This is a genomic window from Gilliamella sp. ESL1225, assembly GCF_058502635.1.
The window spans coordinates 372,986-387,818 of record NZ_CP196358.1; the positions used below are offsets into that span (position 1 = coordinate 372,986).

The 14,833-nt window shown below is 36.3% G+C and carries 9 protein-coding genes; 8 read left to right on the forward strand and 1 reads right to left on the reverse strand.

All coding sequences use genetic code 11. The annotated features are described in order from the left end of the window. Positions 1–140: 140 nt before the first annotated feature. From rplJ to rpoC, 4 genes are all read left to right on the forward strand, one after another. On the forward strand, positions 141–638 hold the full coding sequence (gene rplJ, locus ACSYSW_RS01565) for a 50S ribosomal protein L10 (RefSeq protein ID WP_491705014.1): 498 nt from the start codon (positions 141–143) through the stop codon (positions 636–638). Between the two features lie 60 nt (positions 639–698). Then, positions 699–1,067: a 50S ribosomal protein L7/L12 gene (gene rplL, locus ACSYSW_RS01570; RefSeq protein WP_491705013.1), complete on the forward strand. Its 369-nt coding sequence runs from the start codon at positions 699–701 to the stop codon at positions 1,065–1,067. Between the two features lie 243 nt (positions 1,068–1,310). Beyond that, positions 1,311–5,339 (forward strand): DNA-directed RNA polymerase subunit beta, encoded by a 4,029-nt coding sequence (gene rpoB / locus ACSYSW_RS01575; protein WP_491705012.1) that lies wholly within the window; start codon positions 1,311–1,313, stop codon positions 5,337–5,339. A gap of 105 nt (positions 5,340–5,444) precedes the next feature. Beyond that, a complete protein-coding gene (gene rpoC / locus ACSYSW_RS01580) occupies positions 5,445–9,662 on the forward strand; it encodes a DNA-directed RNA polymerase subunit beta' (protein ID WP_491705011.1) in 4,218 nt (1,405 codons plus the stop codon). Positions 9,663–9,972: 310 nt separating this feature from the next. Here the strand turns inward: rpoC and ACSYSW_RS01585 are convergent, their stop codons facing one another. Further along, on the reverse strand, positions 9,973–12,378 hold the full coding sequence (locus ACSYSW_RS01585; protein WP_491705010.1) for a glucose/quinate/shikimate family membrane-bound PQQ-dependent dehydrogenase: 2,406 nt from the start codon (positions 12,376–12,378) through the stop codon (positions 9,973–9,975). Positions 12,379–12,599: 221 nt separating this feature from the next. Between ACSYSW_RS01585 and ACSYSW_RS01590 the strand changes: the two genes are divergently transcribed. The 4 genes from ACSYSW_RS01590 (at position 12,600) to plsX (ending at position 14,833) form a co-directional block, all read left to right on the forward strand. Next, entirely contained in the window at positions 12,600–12,911 is a 312-nt protein-coding gene (locus ACSYSW_RS01590; protein ID WP_491705009.1) for an antibiotic biosynthesis monooxygenase family protein, read from the forward strand. 170 nt (positions 12,912–13,081) lie between these two features. Next, positions 13,082–13,591, forward strand: coding sequence for a 23S rRNA accumulation protein YceD (gene yceD / locus ACSYSW_RS01595; RefSeq protein WP_491705008.1), 510 nt, complete (start codon positions 13,082–13,084; stop codon positions 13,589–13,591). Positions 13,592–13,595: 4 nt separating this feature from the next. Continuing rightward, entirely contained in the window at positions 13,596–13,763 is a 168-nt protein-coding gene (gene rpmF / locus ACSYSW_RS01600) for a 50S ribosomal protein L32 (RefSeq protein ID WP_491705007.1), read from the forward strand. A 23-nt stretch (positions 13,764–13,786) separates the two neighbouring features. Next, positions 13,787–14,833, forward strand: coding sequence for a phosphate acyltransferase PlsX (plsX, locus tag ACSYSW_RS01605; RefSeq protein WP_491705006.1), 1,047 nt, complete (start codon positions 13,787–13,789; stop codon positions 14,831–14,833).

Here is a 14,833-nt window from a genome sequence, read left to right on the forward strand (position 1 = left end):
TCTTCCTACGTAGACGGTGACAGAACCTGATAGATATAATACAGGAACTCTGCTCATCGTGGTTGTGCTAACTATTATATTTATTATAGTTAGTTAAAATAAGTCTAGGCTTTGCCTAGTTTAATCCAGGAGCAATACCAATGGCACTAAATCTTCAAAATAAACAAGAAATTGTTGCTGAAGTTAATGAGATCGCCAAAGGTGCGCTTTCTGCAGTTATCGCGGATTCTCGTGGTGTAACTGTAGAAAAAATGACTGCATTACGTAAATCTGCTCGTGAAGCGGGTGTTTATATGCGTGTTGTTCGTAATACGCTATTACGCCGCAGCGTCGAGGGTACTCAATATGAGTGCTTAAAAGATATGTTTGTTGGTCCTACTCTTATTGCATTTTCTAATGAGCACCCAGGTGCTGCTGCGCGTATTTTTAAAGCGTTTGCAAAAGAAAATGATAAATTCGAGATTAAAGCCGCAGCCTTTGAAGGTGAGTTGATTACCGCATCGAACATTGATCGCTTAGCAACATTACCGACTTATGAAGAAGCATTAGCTCGCTTGATGTCGACCATGAAAGAAGCCGCAGCTGGCAAATTGGTTCGTACGCTTGCAGCAGTTCGTGATCAAAAAGAAGCCGCTTAACCTGCAGCTTGATTGTGAATTTTATTAATTAAAAAATTGTAAATTTGGGAATTAAATATTATGTCTATCACTAAAGAACAAATTTTAGATGCAGTTGCTGAAATGTCTGTAATGGACGTTGTTGAACTTGTATCAATGATGGAAGAAAAATTCGGTGTTTCTGCCGCTGCAGCAGTAGCTGTTGCCGCAGCAGGTCCAGCAGAAGCTGCTGAAGAAAAAACTGAATTTGATGTGATCTTAAAAGAAGTTGGTGCAAATAAAGTTGCTGTTATCAAAGCAGTACGTGGTGCAACTGGTTTAGGCTTAAAAGAAGCTAAAGATTTAGTTGAATCTGCTCCAGCAACTGTTAAAGAAGCAGCAAGCAAGGCTGATGCCGATGAGCTTAAAAAAGCGCTTGAAGAATCTGGTGCTGTTGTCGAACTTAAATAAGTTTTCGATAATTTCATAAATGGCTGGGGGTTTTTTACCTCCAGCCTTTTTGCGCTATAAAAAATCAAAGAGTTTTATTTTAAGACTATCAATATAAAGTATTCAAGAAATAGTATATTTATTAAGCCTAATCAATTGATATTTATAGATATTTTCGATGAGGTGTCAGGATTTATTATTAATAAAAGATTCCTGATGAATATTTAATCATGCTAATTAGCAGATAAGCAAGTTGAGGAACTAATGGTTTACTCTTATACCGAGAAAAAACGAATTCGTAAGAATTTTGGTAAGCGTCCACAAGTCTTGGATATACCGTATCTTCTTTCTATTCAACTTGATTCGTTCCAGAAATTTATTGAACAAGATCCAGAAGGTCAATATGGTCTTGAAGCTGCATTTCGTTCAATATTTCCGATAAAAAGTTATAGTGGTAATGCAGAATTACAATACGTCAGCTTTAAGATGGGCGAACCTGTATTTGATGTAACAGAATGTCAAATTAGAGGCATCACATACTCAGCGCCATTACGCGTGAAATTACGTTTAGTTATTTATGATAAAGATGCGCCAGAAGGTACAGTAAAAGACATCAAAGAACAAGATGTTTATATGGGTGAAATCCCGCTAATGACAGAAAATGGTACTTTTGTAATTAATGGAACTGAGCGTGTTATCGTCTCACAATTACATCGTAGCCCGGGTGTGTTCTTTGACAGTGATAAAGGTAAAACACATTCTTCTGGTAAAGTTTTATATAACGCTCGAATTATTCCTTATCGTGGCTCTTGGCTTGATTTTGAATTTGATCCAAAAGATAACCTTTTTGCTCGTATTGATCGTCGTCGTAAATTACCTGCAACTGTTATTTTACGTGCTTTAGGTTTTGAAACAGAAGAGATTTTAGATATTTTCTTTGAGAAAAATATTTTTGAAATCGGTAAATCGAAATTAAAAATGGATCTTGTTCCAGAACGTTTACGTGGCGAAACCGCCTTATTTGACATTGAAGCGAAAGGCAAAGTTTATGTTGAAAAAGGTCGTCGAATTACAGCAAGGCATATTCGTGAATTTGAAAAAGATAAAATTAGTAAAATCGATGTACCTGTAGAATATATCGTAAATAAAGTATTAGCTAAAAATTATGTCGATGAAAGTACCGGTGAAATTATTGCTGCGGCAAATACGCCAATTTCACTTGATTTATTAGTTGCGTTATCTAATGCCGGTTTTAAACGAATTGAAACCTTATTCACTAATGATTTAGATCATGGTTCATTTATTTCTGAAACGTTAAATGTTGATTCAACGCGCGATAGATTAGGGGCACTGGTTGAAATTTATCGTATGATGCGACCAGGTGAGCCACCAACAAAAGAAGCAGCTGAGGCATTATTTGATAATTTATTCTTCTCTGACGAACGTTATGATTTATCAGCAGTTGGACGAATGAAATTCAATCGTTCTTTAGGACGTGAAGATATCGAAGGTGAGAGTGTTCTTACTAAAAACGATATAGTTGAAGTCATGAAGAAATTAATTGCTATCCGTAATGGTCATGGTGATGTTGATGATATTGACCATTTAGGTAATCGTCGTATTCGTAGTGTTGGCGAAATGGCAGAAAACCAATTCCGTATTGGTTTAGTACGTGTTGAGCGTGCTGTAAAAGAGCGTTTATCTTTAGGTGATCTTGATTCGTTAATGCCACAAGATATGATTAATGCGAAACCAATTTCAGCAGCGATTCGTGAATTTTTTGGTTCAAGCCAATTATCACAATTTATGGATCAAAATAACCCATTATCTGAAATTACCCATAAACGTCGTATTTCAGCATTAGGGCCAGGTGGTTTAACGCGTGAACGTGCAGGATTTGAAGTTCGAGACGTACATCCAACGCATTATGGGCGAGTGTGTCCAATTGAAACACCTGAAGGACCGAACATTGGTTTGATTAACTCGTTAGCAGTTTATGCACGCACCAATGAATATGGTTTCCTTGAAACGCCATATCGACGAGTGATTGAAGGTGTTGTGACAGATGAAATTAATTATTTGTCTGCAATTGATGAAAGTGAGTTTGTTATTGCGCAGGCTAACTCAAATCTAGATGAAAATGGACATTTTAAAGAAGATTTAGTTACTTGTCGTTTAAATGGTGAATCAGGACTATATAGCCCTGATCAAGTCAATTATATGGACGTATCAACACAGCAAATCGTTTCGGTGGGTGCTTCATTAATTCCGTTCCTAGAACATGATGATGCGAACCGTGCATTGATGGGTGCAAACATGCAACGTCAAGCGGTGCCAACATTAAAAGCTGAAAAACCATTCGTTGGAACAGGTATGGAACGCGCTGTTGCGGTTGACTCAGGTGTAACTGCAGTTGCCCGTCGTGGTGGTGTTGTTCAGTATGTTGATGCTTCACGTATTGTAATTAATGTTAATCCTGATGAAATGTATGCGGGTGAAGCAGGCATTGATATTTATAATTTAACAAAATATACCCGTTCAAACCAAAATACTTGTATTAACCAAATACCATGTATTGAGTTGGGTGAAAAAGTAGAGCGTGGTGATGTGTTAGCGGATGGTCCATCTACCGATTTAGGTGAACTTGCTCTTGGGCAAAATATGCGAGTCGCATTTATGCCTTGGAATGGTTATAACTTTGAAGACTCCATTTTAGTTTCTGAAAAAGTCGTGCAAGATGATCGCTTTACATCAATCCACATTCAAGAATTATCATGTATTTCACGCGATACAAAATTAGGTGCCGAAGAAATTACAGCGGATATCCCTAATGTTGGTGAAGCAGCATTATCTAAACTTGATGAATCAGGTATTGTTTATATTGGTGCTGAAGTCAAAGGTGGCGATATCTTAGTTGGTAAAGTAACGCCAAAAGGCGAAACACAACTAACGCCAGAAGAAAAACTATTACGAGCTATTTTTGGTGAAAAAGCATCAGATGTTAAAGATACGTCTTTACGTGTACCAAATGGCGTATCAGGAACAGTAATTGATGTTCAAGTTTTCACACGTGATGGTGTTTTAAAAGACAAACGTGCACTTGAAATTGAAGAGATGCAACTTAAACAGGCTCGTAAAGATTTAACAGAAGAGTTAAAGATTTTAGAAGCTGCATTATTTGCACGTATTCGTGAAGTTTTAATTTCTGGTGGAATTACTGCCGAAAAATTAGATGCCTTATCTCGTGAAAAATGGTTAACCATTGGTTTAACTGACGAAGATAAACAAGCTCAGTTAGAACAGTTAGCTCAACAACATGATGAAATAAAAGCAGAGTTTAATAAAAAACTTGAAGCGAAACGCATGAAGATTACACAAGGTGATGATTTACAACCTGGTGTGCTGAAAATCGTTAAAGTTTATTTAGCTGTAAAACGCCAAATCCAGCCGGGTGATAAAATGGCAGGTCGTCATGGTAATAAAGGGGTTATTTCAAAAATCAATCCTATTGAAGATATGCCATATGATGAACAAGGTCGACCTGTCGATATCGTATTAAATCCATTAGGTGTTCCATCTCGTATGAACATTGGACAAATACTTGAAACTCATTTAGGTATGGCGGCAAAAGGTATTGGTATCAAGATTGATACGATGTTAAAAGAGCAACAAGAACTTGCAAAATTACGTGAATTTATTCAAAAAGCGTATGATCTTGGTTTAGGTGCAGCGCAAGAAGTGAATGTGGCTGAGTTTACCGATCAAGAAGTGAGAACACTTGCACAAAACTTACGTAACGGTATGCCGCTTGCAACACCTGTATTTGATGGTGCTAAAGAGCAAGAAATTAAAGCATTGCTTGAACTTGGTGATTTACCAACTTCTGGTCAAATTGTGCTTTATGATGGTCGTACGGGGGAAAAATTTGAACGCCCAGTTACTGTAGGTTATATGTATATGCTGAAATTGAATCACTTAGTTGATGATAAGATGCATGCTCGTTCTACAGGTTCATATAGTTTGGTTACACAACAACCATTGGGTGGTAAAGCTCAATTTGGTGGACAACGTTTCGGTGAGATGGAAGTTTGGGCGCTTGAAGCTTATGGTGCAGCCTATACTTTACAAGAAATGTTAACTGTGAAATCGGATGATGTGAATGGCCGTACAAAAATGTACAAAAACATTGTAGATGGTGATCATCGTATGGAACCTGCGATTCCAGAATCTTTCAACGTATTGTTAAAAGAAATTCGTTCGCTTGGTATTAATATCGAATTAGATGAAGAGTAATTAGATCGTTTTATTTAACAACTAATTAAAATGATTTCTATTTATACGGATAACTTATCAGAAATGATAAGTTATCCAATTGGTTTAACTCCATAGGAGCCAATTGTGAAAGACTTATTAAAGTTTCTTAAAGCACAAACAAAAACTGAAGATTTTGATGCTATCAAGATAGGACTTGCCTCTCCTGATATGATTCGTTCATGGTCTTTTGGTGAAGTTAAAAAACCAGAAACAATTAATTACCGTACATTTAAACCTGAACGTGACGGCTTATTTTGTGCGCGTATCTTTGGACCAGTAAAAGATTATGAATGTTTGTGTGGAAAATATAAACGTTTAAAACATCGTGGTGTGATCTGTGAAAAATGTGGTGTTGAAGTCACTCAAGCTAAAGTACGTCGCGAACGTATGGGACATATTGAGCTTGCATCACCAACAGCACATATCTGGTTTTTAAAATCATTACCATCTCGTATTGGTTTATTATTAGATATGCCTTTACGCGATATTGAACGTGTTCTTTATTTTGAATCTTTCATGGTGCTTGATGGTGGCATGACAAATTTAGAACGTGGACAAATTTTAACTGAAGAACAGTATTTAGATGCATTAGAAGAATTTGGTGATGAATTTGATGCACGCATGGGTGCTGAAGCAATTCAAGAATTACTTCGTAATATTGATATGCAAGCGGAATGTGAAACATTGCGTGACGAACTTGAAACAACAAATTCTGAAACTAAACGTAAAAAATTAACTAAACGTATTAAGATCATTGAAGCCTTTATTCAATCAGAAAATAAACCTGAATGGATGATCTTAAATGTATTACCTGTGTTACCACCGGATTTACGTCCATTAGTACCACTTGATGGTGGCCGTTTTGCAACATCTGATTTAAATGATTTATATCGACGTGTGATTAACCGTAATAACCGTTTAAAACGTTTATTAGATTTAGCGGCACCAGATATTATCGTACGTAATGAAAAACGTATGTTACAAGAGTCAGTTGATGCTTTATTAGATAATGGTCGTCGTGGTCGTGCAATTACAGGTTCAAATAAACGTCCATTAAAATCACTTGCTGATATGATTAAAGGTAAGCAAGGTCGTTTCCGTCAGAATCTATTAGGTAAACGCGTTGACTATTCTGGTCGTTCTGTTATTACCGTTGGTCCATACTTGCATTTACACCAATGTGGTTTACCGAAAAAGATGGCACTTGAGTTATTTAAACCATTTATTTATGGTAAATTAGAACGCCGTGGTTATGCCACAACCATTAAAGCAGCGAAAAAAATGGTTGAACGCGAAGATGCCATTGTTTGGGATATCTTAGATGAAGTTATCCGTGAGCATCCCGTGTTACTTAACCGTGCACCAACACTTCATAGACTAGGTATTCAAGCTTTTGAGCCTATTCTAATTGAAGGTAAAGCTATCCAATTACATCCATTAGTTTGTGCGGCATTTAATGCTGACTTCGATGGTGACCAAATGGCTGTGCACGTACCATTAACGCTTGAAGCGCAACTTGAAGCGCGTGCTTTAATGATGTCGACTAATAATATCCTTTCACCAGCAAGTGGTGAGCCTATTATTGTTCCGTCACAGGACGTGGTATTAGGTCTTTATTATATGACGCGCGATAAAATTAACGCTAAAGGCGAAGGCATGATTTTAACCGGTCCTAAAGAGGCAGAAAAACTGTATCGTTTAGGTCTTGTTGAATTACATGCACGTGTGAAAGTACGTATTACTGAAAGCCATCGTAATAACCTTGGTGAATGGGAAGAAACTACGTCAGTCGTTGATACGACGGTTGGACGCGCTATTTTATGGTTGATTATGCCGAAAGGTATGAATTTCTCGGTTATTAACCAGCCATTAGGTAAAAAAGCGATATCTAAAATTTTAAATATTTGTTATCGCCAATTAGGTATGAAAGATACCGTTATTTTAGCTGACCAAATTATGTACACCGGTTTTGCTTATGCAGCTCGTTCGGGTGTATCAGTTGGTATTGATGATATGGAAATCCCAGCTAAAAAGACACAAATTATTAATGATGCTGAAGCCGAAGTTGCTGAAATTCAGGAACAATTCCAATCTGGTTTAGTGACTGCGGGTGAACGTTATAACAAAGTTATCGATATTTGGGCCGCAGCCAATGAACGCGTTGCTAAAGCAATGATGGATAACCTATCTACCGAAACAGTAATTGATCGTGAAGGTAAAGAAGAAACTCAATCATCATTTAATAGCATTTATATGATGGCTGATTCTGGCGCACGTGGTTCAGCCGCACAGATTCGTCAGTTAGCCGGTATGCGTGGATTAATGGCAAAACCAGATGGTTCTATTATTGAAACACCAATTACGGCAAACTTCCGTGAAGGATTAAACGTACTTCAGTACTTTATTTCAACTCATGGTGCGCGTAAAGGTTTAGCCGATACCGCATTAAAAACAGCAAACTCAGGTTATTTAACACGTCGTTTAGTCGATGTGGCTCAAGATCTGGTTGTGGTTGAAGACGATTGTGGCACATTAGAAGGTGTTGTTATGACACCAGTTATTGAAGGCGGTGATGTTAAAGAACCACTTCGTGACCGTGTTCTTGGTCGTGTAACGGCTGAAGATGTATTAAAACCAGGATCTGCTGATGTGCTTATTCCTCGTAATACACTTTTAGATGAAAACTATTGTGATTTACTTGAAACTGAATCTGTTGATAGTGTCAAAGTACGTTCAGTTGTATCTTGTGATACTGATTTTGGTGTATGTGCAAAATGTTATGGTCGTGATTTAGCACGAGGTCACCTTGTTAATAAAGGTGAAGCTATCGGTGTTATTGCTGCGCAATCAATTGGTGAACCTGGTACACAGTTAACCATGCGTACGTTCCATATCGGTGGTGCGGCATCAAGAGCAGCAGCTGAATCAAGCATTCAAGTAAAAAATAAAGGTCAAATCAAATTAGCTAACGCGAAATTTGTTATTAATCCTGATAATAAATTGGTGATTACATCTCGTAATGCTGAGTTAACTATCATCGATGACTTTGGTCGAATGAAAGAAACTTATAAAGTTCCTTATGGCTCGATTTTAGCTAAAGGCGATAGCGCCAAGGTTGATGCTGGTGAAACTATTGCTAATTGGGATCCGCATACTATGCCAGTTATCTCAGAAGCGAAAGGTTTCATTCAATTTGTTGATATGATTGATGGTCAAACTATTACTCGTCAAACAGATGAATTAACAGGTTTATCATCTATCGTAGTGCTTGACGTTGCCGAACGTACTGGTGTTGGTAAAGATTTACGACCTGCAATTAAGATTGTTGATGCGAAAGGTCAAGATATTTATCTTGATGGAACAGAAATGTTGGCGCAGTACTTCTTACCAGGTAAAGCCCTTGTACAATTAGATGATGGCGCACAAATTAATACAGGTGATACGCTTGCTCGTATTCCTCAAGCATCTGTCGGTACCAAAGATATTACAGGTGGTTTACCACGAGTTGCTGATCTATTTGAAGCACGTAAACCTAAAGAGCCAGCGATACTTGCTGAAGTCGATGGTATTGTTTCGTTTGGTAAAGAAACCAAAGGTAAGCGTCGATTAATCATAACACCACTTGATGGTAGTGAACCTTACGAAGAGATGATTCCTAAATGGCGTCAACTTAATGTGTTTGAAGGTGAACAAGTTGGTCGTGGTGATGTGATTTCCGATGGCCCTGAATCTGCGCATGATATCTTACGTCTGCGTGGTGTGAATGCAGTAACACGTTATATAGTCAATGAAGTTCAAGAAGTTTATCGTTTGCAAGGTGTAAAAATCAATGATAAACATATTGAAGTCATTGTGCGTCAAATGTTACGTAAAGCAACTGTTATTCATCCTGGTGATTCTCGTTTACTTGAAGGTGAACAACTTGAAGTATCACGTTTGAAAATTATTAACCGTGAACTTGAAGCTCAAAACAAAGAGCCAATTGTTTATTTACACGATTTATTAGGTATTACTAAAGCATCTTTAACTACTGAGTCATTTATTTCTGCAGCATCGTTCCAAGAAACAACTCGCGTGTTAACAGAAGCTGCTGTTGCGGGTAAAAATGATGAATTACGTGGACTTAAAGAAAACGTTATTGTTGGTCGATTGATTCCAGCGGGTACGGGTTATGCTTATCATAAAGAACGTTTACGTAAACGTGCTTTAGCGGTAAATGAAGAAGTTGAAAGTACGACGATTTCTGCCGAAGAAGCAACAGCCAACTTAGCTGAATTACTTAATTCAACAGAAGAAAACTAATTTTCTTGTACTTTTAAAACCAATATTATAAAAAATTGGTTTATGAAAATAGCACGCTTGGCGTGCTATTTTTTTGTCTAAAATTTGTTAAATATTGAAGATCAAAAATAGATAAAATACTAAATTAAAATTAAATACGATAAATTATGTTAATAAGAAATAACAAGAGTTTAATAAAATGATGGTAAGTTGAAGAATTCTAATTTTTATTGGATTAATTCATAAAAATAATATTTGGCATGATTGAAACAAAAGAATGAATGCTATCCCTAAATTGGGATAGCACAAAGGTTTGGATAGAAGATAATTGTTAATTATCTTCTAAACTATAAGCAATAATGTAATCACCCATCTTAGTGCCGAAAGAGCCATGCCCACCGACAACTAATACTACATATTGTTTTCCATCTTTTCCTTTGTATGTCATTGGTGTTGCTTGACCACCGGCAGGTATTCGAGCATGCCAGATTTCTTTACCGTTTGTTATATCATAACCCCTTATATATTGATCTAATGTGGCACTCAAAAAAGTAACACCGCTAGCAGTTGTCATTGGGCCACCCATAGCAGGGACACCAACAGGGAAAGCTAATGGAATAATTGGCGTATTATCACGAGATGTACCATTTGGGTGTTTCCATTTAATGCTAAAACTTGTTAAATCAACACCTGCAACGTCACCCCATGATGGGGCTTGGCATGGGAATTTAACTAACGATAAAAATGGATGTAATACAACAGCGTAAGGTGCGCCTTTATTAGGTTGTAATCCCTCCCCTTCAGCAGCTTGTTTAAAGTCTTTGGTAATCTTTTGCTGAGGAATTAATTTTGAGACAAATGCCATATAATTAGGACTGGTAAATATAATTTGTCTTTGCGGATCAATTGCAATCCCACCCCAATTAAATACCCCTACATTACCGGGATAAATAAGACTACCTTGTAAAGATGGCGGGGTATATTGTCCTTCATAACGTAATGATCGAAATGCGATACGACAACTAAGTTGATCAAAAGGCGTTGCTCCCCACATTTGCTGCTCGGTTAATGATTTAGGAAGTAAATTTAATTGAGAGCGTGGTTGAGTTTTAGCAGACCAGTCTCCTTTTACCGCGCCTTGAGGAGCAGGAACTTCTTCTATCGGTACAATCGGTTGTCCAGTTATACGATTAAAGACATACAAGCTACCTTGTTTTGTTGGCTGAATAAGTGCGGGTACAATTTGCTCTTTGATATTTAAATCAATAAGAACAGGCTGGCTACCTACATCCATATCCCATAAATCATGGTGCGTTAATTGATAGTGCCAACGGACTTGACCTGTTGCAATATCTAAAGCAACAATACCTGAAGAATATTTTTCAGCACTCGGCGTACGATAAGCGCCATATTGGTCAGGAGTTTGATTGCCTAATGGCAAATAAACTAACCCATTTTGTTCATCAGCACTCATAATGCTCCAAACGTTTGCCGAATTCCGGACATAATGTTCATCGTCTTTAATTGGTGTTGTTGTATTTGGATTACCGCTATCCCAATTCCAAACAAGATGTCCATCATTAATATCATAAGCACGGATAACACCAGAAGGTTCACTTATTGATTCATCATCAGTAACATGACCGCCAACAATAATTAGATTTTTCGTGACTAACGCTGGAGAAGTAGAATAGTAACCGCCAGGTGTAAAGGAGCCTAAATTATGTTTTAAATCGATTTTACCTTGCCTTCCAAAATCTTGACATAATTCACCTGTATCAGCATTAAGCGCAATTAAATGAGCATCAGCAGTTGGTAAAAATATTCTCTTTGGACAGTTACTAGCCTTTACTTGTGTAGGAACTTTTGAAATAGGATCATCTTTTAAATATTTATCTGCATCGTAATATGAAATACCTCGACAAGTCATATGTGCCCATCCTTGAAAAGAGTCTGCACCTTCTAAATTTAAGGCCGGATTAAATTTCCAAATTGTTTTACCTGTTTCAGGCTCAAGCGCTAATACCCAACCATGTGCTGTGCAAGCATAAAGTTTATCATTAACTTTTAATGGCGTATTTTCATTAGTTAATTCAACAGGATCTGTCAGTGTCGGCATGTCACCTGTTTGTATGCGCCACGCTTCTTTTAGTTTAGATATATTTTGTGGAGTAATTTGATTGAGTGATGAATAATGAAGACCGGCATTAGTGCCACCATAAGCCGTCCATTCATCACCTGCTATTTGATCAGCATTAATATGGGTATTTAATTTATTATTAATGTCACCTGTAATTACACCTGGAGACATAAATAATGATGCTATGCCGACAAAAAAAGTAATTAAAACACTGATTAAAAGTAAAACTGAAGCAGAGAGATAATAAGCTTTATGTTGCGGTGTATCGTTATTTAATAAAGGTTTTCGAAACCAAGGTAATAATAATAAAATACCAATAACAAACCAAACCCATAAACGTGGAATAAGTTGCCATAAGTTTAAACCTACTTCGGTTAATGACCATATTGTTGTGGCAAAAAGGGCTATAGCAAAAAGTGTTAAGGCATGCATACTTCTTTTTATCAGGAAAATAGCCACAATAAAAATTGCAGCACCCATAATAAAATAATACCAAGATCCACCGAGTTTAATTAACCATGCTCCTTCTATTAATAACAAGAGACTTATAATAAATAAAACAATACTTGTAACTATCAACAGTTTATTACGTTTCATTGTTACCTCTCGATGCCTATATTATTGAATTATAAGAATAATATCATGGTTAAGATGGTGTGGATAATAACTTTTATTAAAAATTTTAACAGTTATTTATGCGAACTCAATAAAATTTAATGAGTTAAATTTATTGCAATTAAAGGTTATTTTTTCACTCTTCCCTTGTATAACACTTTTTTTCGGTTACAATTTATCAAAAAATTATTTGAGGTAAATTTATGTTTATTGCAATGAATCGTTTTAAGATTAAAAAAGGGAATGAAGATATATTTACTGAGATATGGCGAAATCGTGACAGTCATTTACATGAAATGCCTGGATTCATTCGTTTTTATTTACTTCAGGGAGACAGTCAAAACGATTACACGTTATTTTCTTCTTATACTGAATGGCAATCTAAAGCTGATTTTGATAATTGGCTTAAATCTAAACAATTTATCTCATCTCATGAGAAAAAAGATAATCATTCTTCAAGACAGGATATTTATGTTGAAGCTCCACAGGTAGAATGTTTTGATGTTGTCTTATAAACTTACAAAAATAGATCTTTTTTAGATAACTTATCAATTATTTTATCGTAAATAAATATTTCAATTGGGATTATACAGATAATTTTTAATAGGTTAATGAGAATTTTGATCAATTATATTATAATGATCCCATTGACGAATCTTTCATTTAAGGGTAATATGCGCGCCTTATGCAAAATAGATTGCCATTAACTATTGACCCGATTAAAGCGGCACAAAAAAGACTTGACTATGTTGGTTATTATCCAGCAAAAACGGTGACGAGGGTTGAAAACCCAAAAAGCGATATCGAATGTAGTTTATCTTTCTATTTTGATGAACAAAGACTTTGTGTACTCGAAATTGATGCCAACGTTGTGTTAGAGCAAATTTGTCAACGATGTTCTAAACCTTTTATTACACATGTTCATATTGCGAATAAATTTAGTCCTGTTAAGAGTGATGCTCAAGCAGAGACAATACCAGAACATTACGAGCCCGTTTTAACTAATGAGTTTGGTGAAGTGGATATATTAGCGTTAATTGAAGACGAAATTATTTTATCTTTACCTATTGTTCCGGTACATGATAGTAAACACTGCGAAGTGTCAGAAGCGGATATGGTATTTGGAGAAATTCCTATTGAGGATGAAAAACCGAATCCATTTGCAATTTTAGCTAGTTTAAAGAATAAGGAGTAAATCCATGGCTGTTCAACAGAATCGTAAAACTCGTTCAAAACGCGGTATGCGTCGTTCACATGATGCATTAACTGTTGCAAATATTTCAGTTGATGAATCTGGAAAAACCCATTTACGCCATCATGTAACCGCTGATGGTTACTATCGTGGGCGTAAAGTCATCACTAAATAATTAGATATCTCTTAGGTGACATTTTGGACGATCTAACGATTGCGTTAGATACGATGAGCGGGGACTTAGGTCCTCGTATTGTTATTCCTGCCGCAATACAGGCATTAGAGTATTATCAAAACCTTTCTTTGTTTCTGGTGGGCGATCCAACCGAAATTAATGTTCTTTTATCTAAAGAAAAGAAACAATTAGTGGATCAATATTTACAGGCTAATCGTTTAGTTATTGTTGAATCCTCGTCTATTATTACCCATAAAGTCAAACCAGCTTATGCTATTAGACATAGTGATGGATCATCAATGCGTGTTGCGCTTGAATTAGTTCGAGATAAAAAAGCTCAGGCCTGTGTAAGTGCCGGTAATACCGGAGCATTGTTAGGTTTATCGAAATTATTATTACATCCATTGCAAGGAATTTTACGCCCGGCACTAGTAACTGTTTTTCCTTCTTTATATCACACAAATACAATCATGTTAGATTTAGGCGCGAACACAAAATGTGATAGCAAAATGTTAAATCAATTTGCGGTTATGGGTGCAATTTTGGCAAAAACTATATTAAATATTAAGTTACCGCGTGTTGCTTTACTTAATATTGGTGAAGAAGAAATCAAAGGGTTTGATAATATCCGCGATGCAGCTGAAATGTTAAAAACGAATCCACAAATGAATTATATCGGTTTTATTGAAGGTAATGAATTATTGACGGGTAAATCTGATGTCATAGTTTGTGATGGTTTTACAGGAAATGTCGCCATTAAAACACTAGAAGGAATAATGAATGGTTTTATATCAACTTTTAAATTATTTCCTTCAAGTCAATCTTTTATCGTTAAATTATTTAACAAGTGGATCAAAAAAAAGGTATTAAAAAATTTTGGTTATTTAGAGCCTGAACGCTATAATGGGGCCTGTTTACTTGGGCTGCAAAGTATTGTTGTTAAAAGTCATGGTAGTGCTAATCAAAAATCATTTTTTACTGCAATTGAACGCGCCATTTTAGCCATACAAACAAATTTACCTGAGAAGATCTCAATAAGCCTTTCTTCAGTTCTACCTAAGAGTGAATAA

Excerpts from the sequence above, each read along its gene's own strand:
- rplJ (WP_491705014.1), top strand. The coding sequence starts at position 141 with ATGGCACTAAATCTTCAAAATAAACAAGAAATTGTTGCTGAAGTTAAT.
- rplL (WP_491705013.1), top strand. The coding sequence starts at position 699 with ATGTCTATCACTAAAGAACAAATTTTAGATGCAGTTGCTGAAATGTCT.
- rpoB (WP_491705012.1), top strand. The coding sequence starts at position 1,311 with ATGGTTTACTCTTATACCGAGAAAAAACGAATTCGTAAGAATTTTGGT.
- ACSYSW_RS01585 (WP_491705010.1), bottom strand. The coding sequence starts at position 12,378 with ATGAAACGTAATAAACTGTTGATAGTTACAAGTATTGTTTTATTTATT.
- ACSYSW_RS01590 (WP_491705009.1), top strand. The coding sequence starts at position 12,600 with ATGTTTATTGCAATGAATCGTTTTAAGATTAAAAAAGGGAATGAAGAT.
- yceD (WP_491705008.1), top strand. The coding sequence starts at position 13,082 with ATGCAAAATAGATTGCCATTAACTATTGACCCGATTAAAGCGGCACAA.
- rpmF (WP_491705007.1), top strand. The coding sequence starts at position 13,596 with ATGGCTGTTCAACAGAATCGTAAAACTCGTTCAAAACGCGGTATGCGT.